General features: G+C 39.3%; 21 protein-coding genes and 1 tRNA gene. 17 read left to right on the forward strand and 5 right to left on the reverse strand.

Annotation, left to right across the window (positions count from 1 at the left end; translation table 11 throughout):
• Positions 1-266 precede the first annotated feature (266 nt).
• The 8 genes from ACZ42C_RS18255 (at position 267) to ACZ42C_RS18290 (ending at position 6,276) form a co-directional block, all read left to right on the forward strand.
• A tRNA-Asp gene (locus tag ACZ42C_RS18255) sits at positions 267-343 on the forward strand.
• Between the two features lie 219 nt (positions 344-562).
• Positions 563-1,531, forward strand: coding sequence for a thiamine-phosphate kinase (gene thiL / locus ACZ42C_RS18260; protein WP_461182225.1), 969 nt, complete (start codon positions 563-565; stop codon positions 1,529-1,531).
• An 8-nt stretch (positions 1,532-1,539) separates the two neighbouring features.
• Positions 1,540-2,001 carry a tRNA (adenosine(37)-N6)-threonylcarbamoyltransferase complex ATPase subunit type 1 TsaE gene (gene tsaE, locus ACZ42C_RS18265; RefSeq protein WP_461182226.1) on the forward strand — a complete coding sequence of 154 codons (462 nt, stop codon included), beginning with the start codon at positions 1,540-1,542 and terminating at the stop codon, positions 1,999-2,001.
• A 12-nt stretch (positions 2,002-2,013) separates the two neighbouring features.
• Entirely contained in the window at positions 2,014-2,718 is a 705-nt protein-coding gene (gene tsaB, locus ACZ42C_RS18270) for a tRNA (adenosine(37)-N6)-threonylcarbamoyltransferase complex dimerization subunit type 1 TsaB (protein WP_461182227.1), read from the forward strand.
• Complete coding sequence (rimI, locus tag ACZ42C_RS18275) at positions 2,711-3,160, forward strand: ribosomal protein S18-alanine N-acetyltransferase (protein WP_461182228.1); 450 nt, start codon at positions 2,711-2,713, stop codon at positions 3,158-3,160. The genes tsaB and rimI overlap by 8 nt, the downstream gene beginning before the upstream one ends.
• Complete coding sequence (gene tsaD / locus ACZ42C_RS18280; RefSeq protein ID WP_461182229.1) at positions 3,157-4,167, forward strand: tRNA (adenosine(37)-N6)-threonylcarbamoyltransferase complex transferase subunit TsaD; 1,011 nt, start codon at positions 3,157-3,159, stop codon at positions 4,165-4,167. Before rimI ends, tsaD begins: the two co-directional genes overlap by 4 nt.
• 732 nt (positions 4,168-4,899) lie before the next feature.
• A complete protein-coding gene (locus tag ACZ42C_RS18285) occupies positions 4,900-5,682 on the forward strand; it encodes a class I SAM-dependent methyltransferase (RefSeq protein ID WP_461182230.1) in 783 nt (260 codons plus the stop codon).
• 132 nt (positions 5,683-5,814) lie between these two features.
• Positions 5,815-6,276, forward strand: coding sequence for a GNAT family N-acetyltransferase (locus ACZ42C_RS18290; RefSeq protein ID WP_461182231.1), 462 nt, complete (start codon positions 5,815-5,817; stop codon positions 6,274-6,276).
• Positions 6,277-7,232: 956 nt separating this feature from the next.
• On the opposite strand, the gene ACZ42C_RS18295 is transcribed toward ACZ42C_RS18290, so the two are convergent.
• Positions 7,233-8,240, reverse strand: coding sequence for a DUF3231 family protein (locus ACZ42C_RS18295; protein ID WP_461182233.1), 1,008 nt, complete (start codon positions 8,238-8,240; stop codon positions 7,233-7,235).
• A gap of 320 nt (positions 8,241-8,560) precedes the next feature.
• On the opposite strand from ACZ42C_RS18295, the gene ACZ42C_RS18300 reads away from it, so the two are divergent.
• Positions 8,561-9,319: an SDR family NAD(P)-dependent oxidoreductase gene (locus ACZ42C_RS18300; RefSeq protein ID WP_461182234.1), complete on the forward strand. Its 759-nt coding sequence runs from the start codon at positions 8,561-8,563 to the stop codon at positions 9,317-9,319.
• Between the two features lie 313 nt (positions 9,320-9,632).
• Here ACZ42C_RS18300 and ACZ42C_RS18305 read toward each other — a convergent pair whose 3' ends face one another.
• On the reverse strand, positions 9,633-11,570 hold the full coding sequence (locus tag ACZ42C_RS18305; RefSeq protein WP_461182235.1) for an ABC-F family ATP-binding cassette domain-containing protein: 1,938 nt from the start codon (positions 11,568-11,570) through the stop codon (positions 9,633-9,635).
• Between the two features lie 133 nt (positions 11,571-11,703).
• On the opposite strand from ACZ42C_RS18305, the gene moaC reads away from it, so the two are divergent.
• The 3 genes from moaC (at position 11,704) to ACZ42C_RS18320 (ending at position 14,542) form a co-directional block, all read left to right on the forward strand.
• Complete coding sequence (moaC, locus tag ACZ42C_RS18310) at positions 11,704-12,213, forward strand: cyclic pyranopterin monophosphate synthase MoaC (protein WP_461182236.1); 510 nt, start codon at positions 11,704-11,706, stop codon at positions 12,211-12,213.
• Positions 12,200-12,847 (forward strand): redox-sensing transcriptional repressor Rex, encoded by a 648-nt coding sequence (locus ACZ42C_RS18315; protein ID WP_461182237.1) that lies wholly within the window; start codon positions 12,200-12,202, stop codon positions 12,845-12,847. Before moaC ends, ACZ42C_RS18315 begins: the two co-directional genes overlap by 14 nt.
• 666 nt (positions 12,848-13,513) lie before the next feature.
• Positions 13,514-14,542: a hypothetical protein gene (locus tag ACZ42C_RS18320; protein WP_461182238.1), complete on the forward strand. Its 1,029-nt coding sequence runs from the start codon at positions 13,514-13,516 to the stop codon at positions 14,540-14,542.
• A 112-nt stretch (positions 14,543-14,654) separates the two neighbouring features.
• Here the strand turns inward: ACZ42C_RS18320 and ACZ42C_RS18325 are convergent, their stop codons facing one another.
• Positions 14,655-14,852, reverse strand: coding sequence for a YdiK family protein (locus tag ACZ42C_RS18325; RefSeq protein WP_461182239.1), 198 nt, complete (start codon positions 14,850-14,852; stop codon positions 14,655-14,657).
• A 3-nt stretch (positions 14,853-14,855) separates the two neighbouring features.
• Positions 14,856-15,560, reverse strand: coding sequence for a CPBP family intramembrane glutamic endopeptidase (locus tag ACZ42C_RS18330; protein ID WP_461182240.1), 705 nt, complete (start codon positions 15,558-15,560; stop codon positions 14,856-14,858).
• Between the two features lie 326 nt (positions 15,561-15,886).
• Here ACZ42C_RS18330 and groES point away from each other — a divergent pair, with 326 nt between their 5' ends.
• The 5 genes from groES (at position 15,887) to ACZ42C_RS18355 (ending at position 19,735) form a co-directional block, all read left to right on the forward strand.
• Positions 15,887-16,171: a co-chaperone GroES gene (gene groES, locus ACZ42C_RS18335; RefSeq protein WP_164219699.1), complete on the forward strand. Its 285-nt coding sequence runs from the start codon at positions 15,887-15,889 to the stop codon at positions 16,169-16,171.
• Positions 16,172-16,217: 46 nt separating this feature from the next.
• A complete protein-coding gene (groL, locus tag ACZ42C_RS18340) occupies positions 16,218-17,852 on the forward strand; it encodes a chaperonin GroEL (RefSeq protein WP_461182241.1) in 1,635 nt (544 codons plus the stop codon).
• Positions 17,853-18,342: 490 nt separating this feature from the next.
• Positions 18,343-18,528 carry a hypothetical protein gene (locus tag ACZ42C_RS18345; protein ID WP_461182242.1) on the forward strand — a complete coding sequence of 62 codons (186 nt, stop codon included), beginning with the start codon at positions 18,343-18,345 and terminating at the stop codon, positions 18,526-18,528.
• 6 nt (positions 18,529-18,534) lie between these two features.
• A complete protein-coding gene (locus tag ACZ42C_RS18350; protein ID WP_461182243.1) occupies positions 18,535-18,984 on the forward strand; it encodes a C69 family dipeptidase in 450 nt (149 codons plus the stop codon).
• Positions 18,985-19,441: 457 nt separating this feature from the next.
• The gene (locus tag ACZ42C_RS18355) at positions 19,442-19,735 is read left to right on the forward strand and encodes a hypothetical protein (protein WP_461182245.1); all 294 of its coding nucleotides are present in this window, start codon (positions 19,442-19,444) and stop codon (positions 19,733-19,735) included.
• Positions 19,736-20,168: 433 nt separating this feature from the next.
• Here the strand turns inward: ACZ42C_RS18355 and wrbA are convergent, their stop codons facing one another.
• Positions 20,169-20,780 carry an NAD(P)H:quinone oxidoreductase gene (gene wrbA, locus ACZ42C_RS18360; RefSeq protein ID WP_461182246.1) on the reverse strand — a complete coding sequence of 204 codons (612 nt, stop codon included), beginning with the start codon at positions 20,778-20,780 and terminating at the stop codon, positions 20,169-20,171.
• Between the last annotated feature and the right edge of the window lie 748 nt (positions 20,781-21,528).

Below are 21,528 nucleotides of genomic sequence, written 5' to 3' on the forward strand. Positions count from 1 at the left end.
AAGTGCAACCAAATTATTTCAATTTACTACTTCGAGTAATCTCCTGTGCTAATTGAAGATCTGTAGTGCTGCAAAGTGCAACCAAAAAACTCCAACTCACTACGTTGAATGTGCTTCCTCGTTAGTTGGAAATCAGAAGTGCTGTATAGTGCAACCAAAAATGCTTTAATAAAACATTTTGTCGCTAGGACTTGTTTAATTTTTTTACTTTTTCAGAACATACGTGCTGGTTTAACCTAATAATTCAGCATATCTACATATTGACTGGTCCGGTAGTTCAGTTGGTTAGAATGCCTGCCTGTCACGCAGGAGGTCGCGGGTTCGAGTCCCGTCCGGACCGCCATAAATATATATAAACAAGGTACACATGATCTTATAATGGATTCATGTGTTTTTTGTTTTATCAATTATAAACGTAATAATGCAGGACTCAGTAAACTTTATAAATCCCAAAATGAGTCTTTCTTTGTCGCATCTTATATTTCTGCTATGATAAAGGTAGGAAGAATGTGTCATGATAAGTTAAATTAACGATGAACTAAAAGAAATTGGTGATGGTTACATGGATGAGTTTTCATTTATTGATTCCATAAAACAGAAAACATATAAGCAACCTTCTTTAATTAAAGGTATTGGCGATGATGCTGCAGTTTTTCGTGAGACAAGCCGGAGCATTGTAACCGCGGTGGATACGTTTGTAGAGGGTGTCCATTTTAGCAGGCAAACAATGGAGCCATTTCATGTGGGCTATCGCATATTGGCTGCCAATTTAAGTGATATGGCCGCAATGGCAGCAAAACCGGCTTATTATTTAGTCTCTATAGTTGTACCCGAAGATTGGTCCATGGAAGAACTGTCGGAAATATTTAATGGAATGAAATCATTGGCTGGCCATTATCAGGTCGATTTAATTGGCGGAGACACCGTATCTGGAGACAAACTGATGATCTCCATTACTGTGATAGGGTTTGTGGATCAAGGTAAGATACGATACCGTCATGAGGCTAAACCTGGAGATATTGTTTTTGTAACTGGTACATTGGGTGATTCTCAGGCAGGGCTATACATTCTAATGAATACGGGCGGCAAGTATCAAGATAAATCATATTTTGTTAATAAACATCGAATGCCGACACCACGAGTGGACTTTGCCACTTCCTTACAGCAAATCCCGCGTATGTCATTAAATGATGTCAGTGATGGAATTGCAAATGAAGCCGCTGAAATTGCAGCAGCTTCCCGGGTCAGTATTAGGCTTGAAGATGATGCCATACCAACGAGCAGCGTGTTTTGTCAATTCCCGCAAAAACTGCAGAAGGATTGGAAATACTATGGTGGGGAAGACTTTGAACTAATTGGTACGATACCTGTAAATGACTGGGGATACGTTAAAAATACGGCTCAACAACATGGTATTAGGGTGACAAAAATTGGGGAAGTAACAAATAGGCTCAAACCCGGCAGTGTATATTTTCATGTGAATAACAAAATAGAGATATTACCCAAAAAAGGGTTTACACATTTAAAGTAGGTGGTTTGATGAAAACATACGAATTAGTTACATATAGTGAAAGTGAGACAAAGCGGATAGCGGCACGACTGGCTGTATTTCTCAAAGCTGGTGATGTAGTGACATTGGAAGGAGATCTAGGTGCAGGAAAGACAGCTTTTACCAAAGGCGTAGCAAGCGGACTTGGCGTAAAAGACACAATCAGCAGTCCGACATTTACAATTATTAAAGAGTATCAGGGCAACCTTCCATTATACCATATGGATGCATATCGCTTGGAATATGCAGAGGAAGATATTGGTTTTGAAGAATACTTTGAAGGTGATGGGGTTTGTGTCGTCGAGTGGGCATCTTATATTGAATCTTTTTTACCCGAGAATCGGCTGAATATAAAGATTGCCTACGTGGACGAACGCACGAGGAGACTGGAGTTTACAGCAACCAGCTTTTATTATGAAGTTATACTGAATGATTTTATGCGTTATTTATAAGGAGTTATTGTAATGAACTTACTTGCAATTGATACATCGAATCAGGCAATGGGAGTTGCGCTTTTACAGGATAATCAAATTTTAGGTGAAATCGTAACGAATATAAAGAAAAACCACTCCGTCAGGCTGATGCCGGCGATTGAACAGATGATGAAGGAAGTGTCCATCGCACCGGAAGAATTGAATAAAATTGTTGTAGCTAAAGGTCCTGGTTCGTACACAGGAGTACGAATTGGTCTTACAACGGCAAAGACGATGGCATGGGCATTAAACATTCCTGTTGTAGGTGTCTCCAGTCTGGAAGCACTCAGCTACCAAGCACGTAACTTTAATGGCTACATCTGTCCATTTTTTGATGCACGCCGGGGACGGGTGTTTTCAGGGATATATAAGTGGGATGGGAATAAATCGGTTCCGGTTTATGAGGAAGCCAATTTACCGATGGAAACTCTTTTAAAGAAACTTGCTGAAGATCAGCAAGAAGTTATTTTTTTAAGCCCGGATATATCTGTGTATAAAGAAATAATCAGGGAAAAGCTTGGTATGTCGGCATCTATCCCGGAAGACATTTTTCATCTGGCCAGGCCTTCCCATCTTGCATTGGCAGGGATGACCAGAAAAGCGGAAGAAACTCATTTGTTGGAACCCAATTATTTGCGATTGGCAGAAGCAGAGGCTAATTGGCTAAAACAAAAGGGAAATGAGCAAAATGGCTGAACTCACAATCAGACCGATGAACGTACAGGATGTGGAAGCGGTATGGCAGGTGGAAAATGCGACTTTTTCCGCACCCTGGACGAAGGAAATCTTTTATGGGGAAATTACCAGGAATGACCATGCGTATTATTTTGTTATGCTTTTGAATGATAAAATTATCGGATACGTTGGTGTCTGGGTTGTAGTGGATGATGCACAAATTACGAATATCGCTGTTTTGCCGGAGTACCGCGGGAAGAAATTGGGAGAAAAGCTATTTCGATATACAATACAAAAGCTTATTTTGATGAATGTCAGCCGGTTGTCATTGGAAGTTCGAGAATCAAATATAGCAGCACAGAAAATGTACCGTAAGTTTGGCCTGGTACCCGGCGGCATCAGAAAAAATTATTATGTGGATAACCAGGAAGACGCAATAGTGATGTGGGTGAATTTAAAATGAAAAAAGATACAATTATATTAGGAATTGAAACAAGCTGTGATGAAACGGCAGCTGCTGTTGTGAAAAATGGAACGGTAATTCTTTCAAATGTCGTTGCCTCACAAATTGAAAGTCATAAACGATTTGGCGGTGTTGTACCTGAGATTGCTTCCCGCCATCATGTGGAACAAATGACAATCGTTTTGGAAGAAGCAATGAATAAAGCGAAGGTGACCTGGGACGACATCGATGCCATAACAGTCACGGAAGGACCGGGACTGGTAGGCGCGCTGCTGGTGGGAGTGAATGCAGCAAAAGCGTTGGCATTTGCGAATCAAAAACCTTTGATCGGTGTCCACCATATCGCAGGACATATATATGCCAATAGACTGGAAAATGAATTCTCATTCCCCCTTCTTGCATTGATTGTTTCCGGCGGGCATACCGAATTGATATTAATGAAAGAGCACGGTCAGTATGAATTGATTGGGCAAACAAGGGATGATGCAGCGGGCGAAGCGTATGATAAAGTGGCCCGCATGCTGAAGTTACCTTATCCGGGTGGACCGCAAATTGATCGTCTGGCATCTGAAGGCGATGCGAATATTGATTTTCCGAGAGCATGGCTGGAGGAGGGCAGTTTTGATTTTAGTTTCAGCGGGTTAAAATCAGCGGTCATAAATAAGCTGCATAATGCAGAACAGCGTGGGGAAAGATTGGAACCTGCCGATATTGCTGCCAGCTTCCAGGAAAGTGTCATTGAGGTGCTGACAGCCAAAACCTTCAAAGCAGCCCAAATGTATAATGTGAAACAAGTGATTGTAGCAGGGGGAGTTGCAGCAAATAAAGGTTTAAGAGAAGCGCTGAAACAGCAATTTCTAAATAACGAAATCCCTTTGCACTTTCCGGCATTAAACTTGTGCACAGATAATGCGGCGATGATTGCAGCAGCCGGGAAAGTGCTGTATGAACAGGGAAAACGGGATGGGATGGACTTAAACGCCAGTGCCAAGTTGGTATTAAAGTAACATGTTATCCACAGGTATGTGTATATCTTTACAAAATCCAGGAATAACAGCATTCGTATTGTGGGTAAAAACTGTGTAAAAAGTACTAGTTCCTTGTGGATAATGTGCATAACTTTGTTGATAACCATAGCTGCAGGCTTTTCGAAGTAGATAACTTTGTGGATAAACAAAGCGTAATTGAGGTTAATAACATGGTCATGAAAAATCCACAGCATGTATTTTTATCATGCTGTGGATTTCTGTGATAAGGCGGTTTATATATGTCAACAATACTGAGACTTGGTTGGCAACCCTGGTTTTCATAAATGATTTTCGACAGTTTGGTTTGTCATTTATACAATAGCTGCTGCAAATCCTTCCGATTATTAAAATATTATTCCCCCATCTGTAAGTATCGATTGTCCCGTAATATAATTTGAAGCCTCTGAAGCGAGGAAGGAAACATGATCACAAACCACCTCCGACGTATGGGCCAATAGTATTGAAAAATTTATCGAATGCTCCTCCTTTCTTCATACCCATATGCACCATCACTTTTTTATCTATCCGCTCCCACATCCTTGTACCGGCAATCCCTGGACAATATGCATTTACATTGAAGGAATTAGTGTAAACTAATCGAATAAAATAGATAAGGGAAACTTATCTGTGTACATAAAAAATAAGTATTATAAGTTTTTTGCATTATGAGTTATGATTAGAATAAATAGACCCAGAGAAGAGGTTCTTAATATGAGCATTGACTTTCATAACAGGAAAAATCAAGCTGCTTATACAACACGAACTGCAGACAAATCATGGATTGAAAAAATAAAGAAGCTTGTACCCCTCGAAAATATATTTAATGCTGTGGACGTTGGCTGTGGCGGAGGAATTTATTCCAAGGCTTTGTCAGACATGGGAGTTGATTTTGTAACTGGTATTGATTTTTCGGAAGCCATACTTGAAGCTGCGAGAGGTAATTGTAAAGAATATAAAAATATTATTTTTAAACATGGGAATGCACTTGAGACAGGTTTAGAAAATAACACTTATGATTTCCTGCTTGAGAGAGCGCTGATTCATCATATTGACGATCTAAAAGGCTGTTTCCAAGAAGGTTATAGAGTTTTGAAAAGCAAAGGATGCTATATTATACAGGACCGTACTCCTGAAGATTGCTTACTAAAAGGTAATGAAAACCATATCAGAGGTTATTTCTTTCAACTCTTTCCTGAATTAAGTGAAATTGAAACCAAACGCAGACACGATAATAAATATGTAATGGAAACTTTAAAGGAAGTTGGGTTCAATTCTATAGAAGAAGTCAAACTGTGGGAGACTAGAAAAGTTTACCATAATAAAGACCAACTGTTGAAGGACATAAGTGAAAGAACCGGCAGAAGTATTTTACATGAATTAGACGATGACGAATTAAAATTACTGGTAAGCTATATAGACAGCGTATTAAAAACAAATACACAAATAGTTGAAAAAGATAGATGGACAATTTGGAAAGCAGTAAAGCAGCAATAGATCAGACGTAGTTTATGAAGGCGATCAAGCATATTTAACAAATTTAAAACTTACTGTTTTTCCTAAAATAATAATTAACCTATAAACATTTAGCGTTGAAATAAAAGGTTTATAAAAGAAGGGGGAATTTGAATGGATACAGAAATAAGGTTTAGAATGGCTGCTGAAAAAGATTTAGATAGTATTGTTGCAATGCTTGCTGATGATGTTTTGGGTAGTAAACGAGAGCGTTACGAGCATCCACTTCCAAATAGTTACTTAAAAGCATTTAAGGATATCTCTTCAGATCCTAACAACGAGTTAGTAGTGGCCTGTGACGGAAATAAAGTAATAGGGGTACAACAAATTACTTTTACACCTTATATAACACACCAAGGCGGATGGAGAGCTACTATAGAAGGAGTGAGAACAGCAGCCTCTGTAAGAGGTAAGGGTGTAGGTACTCAACTAATAAAATGGGCAATTCAACGCTCTAAAGAACGAGGATGTCATTTAGTACAACTGACAACTGACAAAAATAGACCAGGTGCATTAAAGTTTTATGAGCGATTGGGTTTTAAAGCAACACACGAAGGGTTAAAGATGAAACTATAATCATCTTCTGTAGCAATAAACACCTTTTTGGTAATAGGTTTTTTATTGAGAGGAGTAGAGAAAAGAAAAGAACAAAACAGGTACCAGAGTAAAATATTTAAGTTCAGAAAATTAAAATTAAAATACAGGCTGTAAATTAATAAATAACCAATTAATCCACGAAAATGGAAATAAAAGAAACTACTCACGAGTTAATCCTGGATAGGATGCATTTATGAAAGCAGCATGAATCCTTTTGAGATTAAATAAGAGAACCGCTTCAATTTCTTTGAAAAATTGTCGGGTAATTTAAGTCAATACTTTTTCCATTTCTTACGAATAGAAAAAGCTTAAAATTGAATTAAAAAATATCCTGCTAATGAAGATAAAGGGGGGATGTTCATCTTCTAATGAAGAGAAATGATTGGATCATCACTTTGGGCATGATTTGGACCATTGTTTTTTCAGGAATGAGTTTTTATTGGGCCATGGGAGGGAGAATCGGTGTCAGGTCCCTTGGAGGCGCGATCTATGAAATATCCTTCTCCTTCTTTTATCATCATCGTATGGCTGACAGGTGTCATTAAATTACTTGGGTTACTTTTATTATTTATGCTTATTGTTCGATGGAGGAAGGCCATAATAAAACCCCCAGGGCAAAGCCCAATGAGTAAGTGGGGGACGAATCGCCTTCGGACAAGGGATGGTTTTTTCCTTCTCAATTGTCTGACTTATCGAGTACTGCTTGTATTAAGTGAAAGTTAGCTTGTGTACGAGTTCCCAACCTTTTTCTTTTTTGTATATGTCCATTCTATTTAAAATTGTTTTGGAAATCTTCATACAACTGTTTGCTTTTCCGTGATAAGCTCCGAAAATGATATAAAAATATATTGGAAAATACAATATAATTGGGTGTGTCATATTAAGGGTTTGAAAGTCATGATCAGATATTGGTTGATACTGTTCCATCTTTTATATCAGTAGTTGTCTCTTGCTATTTCCTTTCTATTTGGAGCGAGTGGTGGTTGTTCCAGCCATTTATTTTTGGTCATTAAATTGAACCATTCTTTTGTAATCATTATATTTTTTAATATGATTTTTTCATAAGTGGTTACAAGATCTACTCGCATTGCTGAAGCAAGACCTGCACCATGATATGATTGTGCAGATTGTAATAAGAATCCCATGTGGTACAACATTAACTTGTCTGAAAAGGGAGCATCCCGTGATGGCGTAACCTCTGACTCCCAAGACATTGGAACAGGCAAATTATCTCCTTTTAAAATTTTGCTTAATGATTGAATTTGTTGGTTGGAAGCATTTTGGGTACTCTCTAAAAATTTTCTCACCTCTTTTGATTTTGTCACTTGGCTAAATCCTATTGAAAGTGATTTTTCCATTATTTTCTTTTTTATATTAAGGGAGAGTGCAATAATTTCTGTTGCAGCTAAAGGACGTTTATCTCCAAAAAAGCCATTAATAAATTGTTGACCTGAGACAAATTCCGGTTTTTTTTCAGGGTAAAAGTAAGGGTCCCTTTGAAAATGTCCCTTCTCCAATAGTAATTCAGTAGTTCGCTGATACATACTCATTCCATCATTGCTGCATGATTCATAAAAATGTCTTAAATCCCTTCTAACAGAAGAACTAAGTGATGTAGTATGCCCTAATAAACCATGCAACGTCATAATGTGTAAGTATTGCAAACAAAATATGTCAGAAAACAATCTTTCGGTTCCTTTATTAAGGTCTGATTCTGAAAACCCAACTGGAACTGGAAATCTTTCGTTCTCAATAAACTTTTTTATTTGTTGCTTTTGTTTATCGAAAGTTTTTATTGCATCTTGGAATATTTCTTTTATCTTATCATCTTCTATAATGGACAACATATATTTATTTACAATATCAACAGCAGTACCATTTATATATTGTCCCCACAATGTTCCTATTTCAGCAGATGTGAGTTTTAATTCTTCTTTATCCATGTAATCACCTCTTTTTAATGTTACCCCAATTATTAGGGTTTTATTTAGATTAATGTTCCAGTTATTCTGTTTTTAATAATCGGGTGCTTTATTAAAAGAGGGTAATGAGACAGCATAGGTACTTTTTTCGGTTAAATATTGATTTAGGTCCAAAGTATTAACCTCACTTATTTGCATATAACTAAGATATTTAATTAGTAACTTCGCTTGAAAAGAGTATGCTCTTAGTGTCTGCGTGCGTATAGATGTTTAGCAATGTCGAAATAATGCTTACATTTATAACGAAGCGATTTTAATACTACATTAAAAGGAGAATTAAAGTGGGAAAATTGGATAACAAAATTGCATTTATAACAGGTGCAGGATCTGGGATGGGTAAAGCTCAAGCTTCCCTTTTTGCAAAAGAAGGTGCAACCGTCATAGGCGCTGATATTAATATTGAAGGGGTGAAAAAAGTTGCAGAAGAAATTAAAACTGAAGGCGGAGATGCATTGGCAGTAGAAATAGATGTATCAAACAAAGCCAGTGTAGAAGCTGCAGTTAATAAGGGACTGCAACAGTACGGAAGGGTTGATATTCTAAGTAATACAGCCGGTATTCTAGATGGATATGCTCCAAGTCTGGAAACATCAGAAGATCTTTGGGATAAAACTATTAATATAAATCTGAAAGGTGTTTACTATGTGACGAACGCCGTACTTCCACAAATGATTGAAAACGGACAAGGTACCGTTATCAATATTGCTTCCATTGCCGCATTTGTTGCAGGAGGCGGTGGCGCAGCATATACAGCTGCTAAGCATGGTATTGCCGGCTATACAAGACAGCTTTCATTTGATTATGGTCCAAAAGGTATAAAAGCAAATGCAATTGCACCTGGAGCAATTGAAACAGGTATGACAAAAGAAATCTTTGAAGAAGGTTCAGCAGATGTAATGGAAGCAGTAAATTCTGTTCCGGCAGGCAGATATGGTCAAGCGGAAGAAATTGCTACTGTTGCATTATTCCTGGCAAGTGAAGATTTTTCCTTTATGCATGGGGCGGTTGTGCCAGTTGATGGTGGATGGATTGTAAAATAAGAAGTTAATCATAGAGAATGAGCATATCTAATGATGGTGTTTGATTTCTATATAATTAGAAAAGATTCTTCACAACGGGTTTTTTTGGTTGTTATAAAGACTTCACCAAACAAAAAATAAAGAATCCATTTTGATACAACTTTTTTCAAAATGGATTCTTTTTATTTTTCATATAATGCGTAGCTTTAAAGGATCAGGCCATATTTAAAAGCTACACGAGATGGTCGGGAAGCCTATGCTCAGTGTAAAAAAAGAACACTGTTTTCATTGCGCGAAAGACAGGTATAGCTCAACTATTCTATCTTCCTTTTGCTTACAAATTCGCTTCTTCCTCTTCCTGCAAACCGGCCCATTCTTCCATTAATACCTCAGCTTGCTGTTTTAATTCATTTGTTTCCATGGTCAGGCTTAAGGCTTTCTCATGGTCCTGGTAGACTTCCGGGTCTGTCATCTGCTCCTCCAGTTCTGCAATGGCTTCTTCCAGTTTCTCTATTTGGGTTTCCAACTCGCTAATTTTTCTTTTTCGCTTCCGCTGTTCACTTTGCAGCTGTTTTACTTCCCAGTAGCTGTTTTTCTTTGCTTCCCGTTTTTTTGCTTTTTCTCCCGCTTCTCTTAACCTTTTTCGTTCAGCTTCTTCTTCTTTCTTTTCTGTGTAATAATCATAATCGCCGAGATAAAGAGTAATTCCGTCTTTATTCATTTCAGCTACCTGGTCGGTAATTCTGTTGATAAAATAACGGTCATGAGAAACAAAAATAATCGTTCCCGGATAATCCTGCAGTGCTGCTTCCAATACCTCTTTACTGTCGATGTCCAGGTGGTTTGTCGGCTCGTCCATAATAAGCAGGTTTGCCTTTTGCATCATCAGCTTGGCCAGTGCCAGCCTTGCTTTTTCTCCCCCGCTTAAAGCTTGGACCGGTTTTAATACTTCATCCCCGGTAAATAGAAAGTTCCCTAAAACGGTACGGATATCTTTTTCATTAATCTGCGGGTAATCATCCCATAATTCGTTAAGTACCGTTTTGGAGGATGTCAAGTTAGCCTGTTCCTGGTCATAGTATCCGATTTGTACGTTCGTTCCTATTTGAATCGTGCCGCTGCTTGGTGTATTTTTCCCCAGGATGGTTTTCAGCAGGGTTGTTTTTCCGACACCATTTGGACCGATAAGCGCAATTCTTTCCCCACGGTTCACATGGAGCGTGGCATTTCTGAACAACATCGCTTCTTCCTCTTCATAGCGAAATGAAAGATCCTCCAATTTTAATACGTCATTTCCGCTTCGTCTGTTTATTTGAAAGGAAAAGTTGGCAGAAGACTCATCCCCCAATGGCTTGTCGAGTTTTTCCATACGGTTCAGCTGTTTCCTTCTGCTTTGCGCTCTTTTTGTCGTCGAAGCCCTGGCAATATTGCGCTGAATAAAATCCTCCAGCCGCTTTATTTCAGTTTGCTGTCTTTCAAATTCCTTCAGTTCTTTTTCATAGTCCAAGGCTTTCTGTTTCAGAAAATCACTGTAGGAACCATGATACTTTTTTGTTTTATGCCGTGAAATTTCATAGACGATGGAAACGGTCTTATCGAGAAAATAACGGTCATGGGAAATGACTACAATGGAACCGGGATATCCCACCAAGTAATTTTCGAGCCAGTTGAGGGTGTCCATATCCAAATGGTTTGTCGGCTCATCCAGCAGGAGAAGGTCCGGCCTGCTCAACAGCAATTTACCCAAAGAAAGTCTCGTCTTTTGTCCACCGCTTAATTCACTGATCGGTGTATCGTAATCAAAATGATGGAAATGGAGTCCGGTGAGTACAGACTTTATATCGGCTTCATACGTATATCCGCCTTCTTTTTGGAAGTTTTCCATGAGCTGATCGTAATCATGCAGCAGCTTTTCATAATCCTTGCCGGAGAGGGTGTCCGATTTTTGCAGTTTTTTTTCCATTGTCCGCAGTTCGTTTTCTTTGTGAAGCAAATGGGAAAACACTTCCAGCATTTCATCCCAGATCGACTTCTCAGACTCCAGTACAGTATGCTGTGCAAGATAACCGATCGTTAAATCTTTTGGCTTAAAAAGCTCTCCTTCATCATAGGTAAGCTCCCCGGCCATAATTTTCATTAAGGTTGATTTTCCTGCACCATTTCTCCCGACAATGGCGATCCGGTCATTTTGTTTCACTTCCAGTTTTATATTAGATAAAATCTCTTCCGCACCGTAAGATTTGGAAAGCGCATTTATTTGCATCTGAATCATTATCTTCACCTCATCACCTTCCAGTTTATCTTATAATTGATGGAGCAAGCAATATAATTGTGAAATAAATCACGACTTCCGGCTGAATTTCTGTTAAAATAGAGATAAACGCTGGAATAATGGAGTGAAGCGAATGTCTGATTTCACACATTTTAATGAAGAAGGCAGAGCTCGAATGGTGGATATTAGCGAGAAAAAAGAAACAGAGCGGACTGCTATAGCCAGAACTAGTATCTTGGTTAATGAAGAAATATATTATAAAATTACGGAAAAAAGTATAAAAAAAGGGGATGTGCTCGCAGTAGGGCAGGTTGCAGGCGTGATGGCAGCCAAGAAAACGTCCGATATCATTCCTATGTGCCATCCGCTGCCATTAACTTCTATTGATATTTCCTTTGAATGGTTTGTGAAAGACGGTACCTACGAGCTGGGTATAAAAGCGTTTGTAAAGACGAAAGGTTCCACGGGTGTGGAGATGGAAGCTTTAATAGCAGCTTCTGCCACCGCGCTTACCATCTACGATATGTGTAAATCCATTGATAAATCAATGGTTATTGGTCAAACCTATTTAGTGGAGAAAAAAGGTGGAAAGTCAGGAGACTACTACCGGGAAGAAAAGAGGAATCAACATGGATCAGAATAAAATACCACAAGCAACGGCAAAGCGATTGCCGCTTTATTACCGATTTTTAAATAATTTAAACCACCAGGGGAAACGCAGGGTTTCTTCCAAAGAGCTGAGCGAAGCGGTGAAAGTCGACTCTGCCACCATACGCAGGGATTTTTCCTACTTTGGTGCGCTTGGTAAGAAAGGTTATGGGTATAATGTGGAATACCTGCTTGGTTTTTTTAGAAAAACATTGGACCAGGATGAAGTTACAGATGTTGCATTGATTGGAGTCGGTAACCTGGGAACAGCCTTTCTAAATTATAATTTCCTGAAAAACAACAATATAAGGATCCAAATGGGATTTGATGCTGATCCTACTAAAGTTGGCACGACAATCAGTGATGTACCCATCTACCATATCGATCAGCTGGAGGAAAAAATGGAAGGGATTGAAGTTGCCATTTTGACCATTCCCGCAGAGGAAGCGGACACTGTTACGGATAGGTTAGTTGATCTGGGGATTACAGGAATATTAAATTTTACCCCTGCACGCATTACTGTACCCAATCATATACGGGTTCATCATATCGATTTGGCCGTGGAACTGCAGGCCTTGGTATATTTCCTGAAACATTATCCTTTAACAAAGAACTCGGTGGAGAATTAAGAGGCTGAAAAGGTCTCTTTTTTGCGGCATAAAATTTGTGGGAATTCTTGAAATAAATTTAAAATAGTAAATTATACCTATAAATTTTGGTTTTATAAGTCAAAAGGCATCTTTTCGGATGCCTGGCCATAGTCTATGATATAGGGTGATGCTTTCTTCATAATGGTTGTGAAATAATCATTTTTTCTAATCAGGTGTTATCCGGTTTTTAAAATTATTTGCAATAATACAAAATAATGGCGATGCACCCTTTAAGCAAATAAATAATGCACTTTTTCTTTGAAAATATGAAAATGAATGACGGGGGCACCATAGAAACTTGAAGAAAGCACGCGAGAAATGAAGGCTGTACATAAAAACAAGCGTGCTATGCTGACTATATTTCCTTACTTGCAAGAAAGAAAGTATAAAATTTTTGCAAATCTTTATGGTGGGGCTAGGAACTGCTGTACCGTGGTCCCAGAGAAGTATTTCGAGGTAGTAAAAATTTTTAAGTGCTAAGTATAAGAAAAGCTAAAGATTCGCTATAGGGCGAGCTTTTCTAATCGGCACTAAAGTATTTTCTTCTGCATAAGTACCATAGGGGCTACTGCAAAGGTGGGCAGTAGCCAAATTTCTTGTGAGCAGCCTTGATTTTATTAAACAATTACATAGGAGGTAGCGTAAGTGAGAGAGTGGAAACTGTTACTTTTGGCCTTGGGTCTTTTGCTCGGTATTTTCCTGGCAGCCTGTAATGATGATGCAGGAGTAGATGAGGCCGAAGAAGAAGAGGCGGACACGGAAGAAGAAGCTGAAGCAACCGAAGAAGAGGAAGAAGCTGAGGAAGAGGAGGAAGAAGCAAGCATACCGGAGGATGAGGAGTTGTTTGCAGTCCTCGAGCGTAACGTGGCGACTATGGCGGATGATGATAAGACAGCCCATATGGAAACACTGCACTCTGAATCACCGGGATATGCAGAGACGGAGCAAATCCTGGAAGATATGTCCGTTTACACATTGGACATTGACATTTCTGATATGGAAGTGGAAGAAAAATCCGAAGAGGAAGCAAGGGTTTTTTACACACAGACGAATATTAAACTGGATGGGCCGGTTTATGAAAATAATGAACTGACCGGTGTCCATATTTTGCGTCCGGAAGATGGAGAATGGAAGATTTATGATACGGAGCTCGTAGATTACGTTGTACTGGATGAAAATGGGGAGCCATTAGAGGAAGGGGCAGCAGAAGAAGTAGTAATGGAAGGCGAGTATGCTGATGCTGTATCCGGGCTGGAAATGCCATTTGATGAAGATGAATGGGTACTGATCCACTATGCGGAAGATATGGGTGAAGCCATTGCTGAATATCTGATGCCGGGAGATGATATTGACGATTTCTCGGAACTTGTAACAGTACATTATTTCCCTGGCGGAAAAGATGAAATCGGAGTTGCACAATTTATGGATGTCATGGAGACCAATTTAACAGATATGACGGCAGAAGGTGAATTTGCATTTAACCGGCTGGAAGAAACCGAAGAAGAAGGAATATTTGAATTCTCGGTGGAAAATGACCCGATGCAATTTGATCAGGAAGAACTTGCCCGTACCTTCGTAAAAGATGAGGATTTATTTGCAGTAAGATATACCGTGATAGAAGATGTAATTGAAGATAGAGATGAGTGGATTGAAAACTTATCTCAGATTCAATAACATGGTAATGCATTTTGCTTGCGAAAAAATGAAGTAGGCTAAAAAAAACACAGCATACCAGTATTGGTATGCTGTGTTTTTGTAGACCAGAAAATAAGAGCATTTTGCGTGTTTATTTTTCATTGTTTTTCATTCTGAAATACATAGCCATTAACCTGATGCTCACACCAATCTCCAGGGTGGCAAATAAAGCGAGCACCACGGTGGTTACATTCCATATGGTATCTTCCACACTTTGTATGGCTACATAGATAAAGAAGATACCGAGGAAGAAATAGATAATAGCCATGGTCCGCGGTGAAAACCTCATATGTTAGCCTCCAAAAAAGATAAACTGCAGCTCGTTCAGTATTCTTTCAATTTCTTCCGGGTCCATATTATATTGTGCAAAAACGACCAGTGAATTCATAGCAGCATGCACAATGATCGGTACAATAATTCGTTTTGTTTTCACATACAGAAATGCAAATACAAATCCCATTGTTGCGTATATTAACAGATGCTGCGGCTCTCCGTGGATGATCCCGAAGATAAATGAGGACAGCAGGGCAGCAAAGAAAAAATTCATTTTTTTATAAAGCTCTCCGAAGATAATTTTACGGAAAATAATTTCTTCCAAAATAGGCCCGATAATGGCAGGAACGACCATAAACAATGGCGAGTAGCGGGCAATATCCATAATTGCTTGGGTGTTTTCCGATCCGGGTTCAATGCCGAGCAATTCCATTTCGATCAATACAGCAATTCCCTGGCCAAAATAAGCCATGAGCAAACCGAGAAACGACCATAATATAATAGAACCTGCACCGGAAGCATTACGCGCACTTCCCATTTTCATGTCCGGCCGCATTAACAGCAACACAATAATAAGACCAATGATGAAGCTGAAAATAGTCCAATAAATAATAATATCCGCTTCGCTGTAGGGAAGCAAGTCCATTAAAATAGGGGCAAACAAAAGCCCTGAAAATTGCATGACAATATAGGTGATAATGACCCACCAATAACGCTTTGGCAAATAAAACGACTCCTTTTAGAAAAACTTTATACAGTATATGGTTTGATGTAACAATTCAATTCCCAAACACGCTAAAACTGAATGTGAAAATCCTCATCATACATGATGTTTTGCATATTTATCATGTGTATTTTACCATAAGTGGGTCCCCCATTTATAATGAAATGTCAGGAAAGAAGCGGGGCCTGATGAAAAAATACAGGGAATGGTGACTCTATGCTTGCATTTTTAAACGGAATTAATTATTATAATAATTGGAGTTAGCACTCACCGATGCAGAGTGCTAACAATTAAAAATACTATGGAACCAAGGAGGCATTCTACAGATGATTAAACCACTAGGGGATCGTGTTGTTATCGAGCTTGTCGAGCAAGAAGAAACAACTGCAAGCGGAATTGTTCTACCCGATTCTGCCCAGGAAAAACCACAGGAAGGTAAAGTTGTAGCGGTTGGCTCCGGCCGTGTTACCGACAATGGAGAAAAAGTGGCACTTGAAGTAAGCGAAGGGGATCGCATTATTTTCTCAAAATTTGCCGGTACCGAAGTTAAATATCAAGGGACAGAATACTTAATTTTACGTGAAAATGACATTTTAGCTGTTGTAAGCTAATTCAAGATAAACAGACTATACGAAGAATTTTCAAGGAGGTATTTTAATGGCTAAAGAAATTAAATTCAGTGAAGACGGCCGCCGTGCAATGCTGCGTGGGGTGGATACGCTGGCGGATGCAGTAAAAGTAACGTTGGGACCTAAAGGACGCAACGTAGTTCTGGATAAAAAATTCGGTTCACCATTAATTACAAATGACGGTGTAACGATCGCAAAAGAAATCGAACTGGAAGACCAATTCGAAAATATGGGTGCACAGCTTGTATCCGAAGTTGCATCTCAGACAAACGATGTTGCCGGTGACGGTACTACTACAGCTACAGTACTGGCGCAATCCATGATTACAGAAGGATTGAAAAACGTTACTTCCGGTGCAAACCCGGTAGGTGTACGCCGTGGGATTGAAAAAGCAGTGGAAGCAGCAGTAAGTGAACTGAAAAACATTTCAGAGTCTATTGAAAGCAAAGAGTCCATTGCACAGGTTGCATCTGTTTCATCCGGAGATGATGAGGTGGGAAGCCTGATCTCAGAAGCTATGGAGCGCGTGGGCAACGATGGTGTTATCACTGTTGAAGAATCAAAAGGATTCAGCACAGAACTTGAAGTAGTGGAAGGGATGCAATTCGACCGCGGATATGCTTCTCCATACATGGTAACAGACCAGGATAAAATGGAAGCAGTTTTGGAAGATCCGTATATTCTGATCACAGATAAGAAAATCGGCAACATCCAGGAAGTACTACCTGTACTTGAGCAAGTTGTACAGCAAAGCAAACCGCTTCTGTTAATCGCTGAAGATGTGGAAGGTGAAGCACTTGCTACATTGGTTGTAAACAAACTGCGCGGCACATTTAACGCAGTGGCAGTGAAGGCTCCAGGGTTTGGTGACCGTCGTAAAGCAATGCTGGAAGATATTGCTACATTGACAGGCGGAGAAGTAATTACCGAAGATCTTGGTCTGGACCTGAAGAGCACAGAGCTTGAGCAATTGGGCCGTGCTTCCAAAGTAGTAGTAACTAAAGAGCACACTACCATTGTAGAAGGATCAGGAAACCCTGAAACAATTTCTTCCCGTGTTCAGCAAATCCGTGCACAGGTGGAAGAAACTACTTCTGAATTTGATAAAGAAAAACTGCAGGAGCGTCTTGCCAAACTGGCTGGCGGCGTAGCAGTAATCAAAGTTGGTGCTGCAACCGAAACAGAATTGAAAGAGCGTAAACTGCGTATTGAAGACGCGCTTAACTCCACACGTGCAGCAGTGGAAGAAGGTATCGTTTCCGGTGGTGGAACAGCACTGGTCAATGTACTGAAAAAAGTAGAAGAGCTTCAACTCGAAGGTGACGAAGAAACTGGTGTTAATATTGTACGCCGTGCACTGGAAGAACCTGTACGCCGTATTGTGGAAAACGCCGGCCTGGAAGGCTCTATCATTGTAGAGAAACTGAAAGGCGAAAAAGTAGGCGTTGGATATAATGCAGCTACCGGAGAATGGGTAAATATGGTTGATGCCGGTATCGTTGACCCGACAAAAGTTACCCGCTCTGCACTGCAAAACGCAGCATCTGTTGCAGCTATGTTCCTGACTACGGAAGCAGTAGTAGCTGATATTCCTGAAGAAGAAGCCGGTGGCGGCGGAATGCCTGACATGGGCGGCATGGGTGGAATGGGCGGCATGATGTAATATAGGTTAAAAAAACTTGTTATATCAACGCTTATAGCTTGTTAGAGAAAACCAATCCACCAAAAAAACGACTAATATATTTATAAAAGGTTTTTCAAGAGGTTTCCATTAAGTTATTAAACTTAGTGGAAACCTCTTTTTTAATGTTCTTTATCATGTGGATGTAAATGGCCATTGTTGTGTTAATGTACTATAAGTTAAATGTTCTTGAATATCTTTAATATAATCGTTAGGTTTAAAATGAAATACAATATCATCCATAAGTTATTAACCCGTATATATGGAATACATAGGATAAATGTAAAGTTTTCAAAAATAGAGTCTATAATATGAGTAATGCTTTTTATGTTGGGAAAAATTTAACAACCGATGGATCCGCACTACTTCGTGGGTTTGACCATGAACCTTCCAGCGATTGGATAGATATTGTGCAAGCGCAGAATCATCCAGTGGGCTCAAAGATTCAGGTCGGGGTACGGAGGAAGCAAATATGCCTGGAGAACTTATCATTATTCCCCAGGTCAGACACACGTATAAATACATCAGCTCCACCTATTCAAACTTTCTTGGTTTTCCTCCACCATTAACAAATGGTGGATTAAACGAACATGGTGTAGCAGGGCGTGATGTTTGGTTGATTCGACAGGAATTAATAGATATGACACCTGAACCATAAAGAGGAGTGAACTATAGTGATCTCGCGCGTATTGCAATGGAGCGTGCAACAACAGCTCGTGAAGCAGTGAAAATTGCCGGCGGTTTGATCAATGAGTATGGCTATGCAACATATGGAGGCAATTCCCATCTTTTTGCAGATAAGAATGAGGGCCGGGTGATGATAGAATATACCGGCGGCCAAGGGTTATGGGCAGCAGAACGACTCGGCCCCAAAGATGTGCGTGTTTCCTATCCAGGTTATATACATGATTTCCCTGTTGATTTTAAAAACAATGATGACTATATGGGGTCAGACAACCTTGTTGATTTTGCCATGGAGCAAGGATGGTGGAACCCAGAGCAGGATGATCCTAACTATTTAAATTTGCAGGAAGTGTATAGTATGCCTTTTCCGGGAGAAGGTGTTGATAAGGATGAGGATCACTACATTGCAATGCGGGTCCCGCCGGTATAAGAGGAAGAACTTCTACCATTCATTCCAATGTCCCTTGAGAATATACTTGCACTAGTAAGGAATCCACGCTGGTCCAATGACCAGGCAGGTTATGGTCAGGTTGCCCATATACGTCCTGATGTGCATAAGGATTTGCAAACACTTTGGGTAGCAATCACAGGGGCAGTCACCACACTATACGTTCCAATTCCAATTCCAATTGTAACGAAACCGTCAGCAGTTCCTCCTGAATTTGTCCAACACCGTTATTTGACCAAATACTCCGCATCGGAACCTTTAAGTCCGTATTATGCAATGCAAGAAGCAACAAGGTATGCAACTCGTGAATTTAAACGACTGTTGTATTTTACGAGTGAGTATCCCTAACTTTTCTTAAAACGAGTGACAGGAAGCATAGAAAAGCTTGAAATGAAAATGCTGAACGAACATAAAGCAGTGGAAGAAAAAGTATCTTTCATTGCTGAGAACGCAGGGTGCTGATGCCGCACAAAAGATGATCAGCGAAAACGTGGAAAAATGGTTGTTTAAGAGCCTTCAATTAGGGATGGAATTGACAGAAAAAATTGAAACGATAATCCGAAAACGATATGGTATTCGTATGCCAAAGGATACGGCAGAAAGCGGAGAGACTACACCTCCTTGGAGCCAATCGATGACTAAAAAGCCAGATGAGCAGTTTGTTAATAGTTATGATCCTGCGCTTGATGTGTATCCTCGTAAGTTTGGGATTTACAGCAAGGATAAAGAATAAGATTTTCTATTACCTATCCATTTCTGTTCCTTACAGCAACTTTCCGTCAGCTAAAGAATTAAAGGTATCGTTAATTGCCTCACGATACCTTTGATACATACTCAGGACTGCTGAACCAGTGAACTATTTTCTTCAGGCCATCTATGCCTGATTTTCTTAAAGGATATAAATCTGATGTATTCCTCTTTTAAAAATTTCTCGCTTATGAGTCTGTTTAGATGTTTTTAGCTTTACTGGCGTTAATGCGAGTCAAGTACAATGGTTAACAGTGTTTTAGTTAAACATCTTTCTATGTCTTTTCGGTGCAATTGCATATATGAAATACCCGTCTAAATAGGCGGGAGTTATTTTATATGTGAGCAATTTCAAAGAAACCATAATAAAAAGAGAGTCAATCAAAGTTTTTTGATTGACTCTCAGTATATAGATGTAATTATTGATTTCCTTTTTTAACCCAGTCTGCAACTGTAACAGTACGTTTTGCCTGATGCTTTACTGCACCTTCAACGTCTTCAACCATATTGCCATCCTGATCTACCGTGACACTTGTTCCATATGGATTTCCTCCAGCGCCAAACAGAACCGGATCAGTGTATCCCGGAGTTGCAATAATAGCACCCCAATGCATCATGGAAGTATATAAAGATAATAGGGTAGCTTCCTGACCACCATGCGGGTTTTGTGCAGAGGTCATCGCACTCACAACTTTATTTACTGTCTTGCCCTCTGCCCATATTCCACCTTGGATATCAAGGAATTGCTTCATTTGTGAAGGCATGTTTCCGAAGCGGGTTGGTACACTAAATATGATGGCGTCTGCCCATTCCAGATCATCTGATGTAGCTTCCGGAACATCTTTAGTTGCTTCTACAGTAGATTTCCATGCTTCATTGCCTTCAATAACTGATTGAGGAGCTAATTCCTGTACTTTTAATACTTTAGCTTCAGCACCTGCTTCTTTAGCTCCTTCTTCAGCCCATTTAGCTAATTGATAGTTTGTTCCACTCATACTATAAAATACTACTGCTACTTTTACATTTGACATATTTTCCATCTCCTTTGATTTACCAATTAACTTATCCAAAAAGGGCGTATACTCCACCTTCAATATTTTACTTTATAGGATGCCCCTATTGAACAACCCGGTTGGTTCTTATTGTTCCATGGAACAAAGAAATTATGATGAACCGCCTTTTATAATCATATTTATATAATATGTTCCTTTTAACATTAGATAATATATCGTTACTTCAATAATACTTAATTCAATGTATTCGCTTTGGATCTTCACCGTCTGTATGAAGCTCAGTTACCTCAACTTTTATTGCAATTACGATCTTCATCGTTTATATGAAGCTCGTTTTCCTCAAAATTTATGCAATTATGATCTTCACCATCAATATGAAGCTCAGTTCCCGCAACATTTATTGTAATTATGATCTTCATCGTCCCTATGAAGCTCATTTCCCTCAACTTTTATTGCAATTATGATCTTCATCGTCTGTATGAAGCTCATTTCCCTCGACATTTATGCAATTATGATCTTCACCATCAATATGAAGCTCATTTCGCGCAACATTTATTGTAATTATGATCTTCACCGTCCCTATGAAGCTCATTTCCCTCAACTTTTATTGCAATTATGATCTTCATCGTCCCTATGAAGCTCATTTCCCTCAACTTTTATTGCAATTATGACCTTCATCGTCTGTATGAAGCTCATTTCCCTCGACATTTATGCAATTATGATCTTCACCATCAATATGAAGCTCATTTCGCGCAACATTTATTGT

Source organism: Virgibacillus kimchii (genome assembly GCF_055379185.1).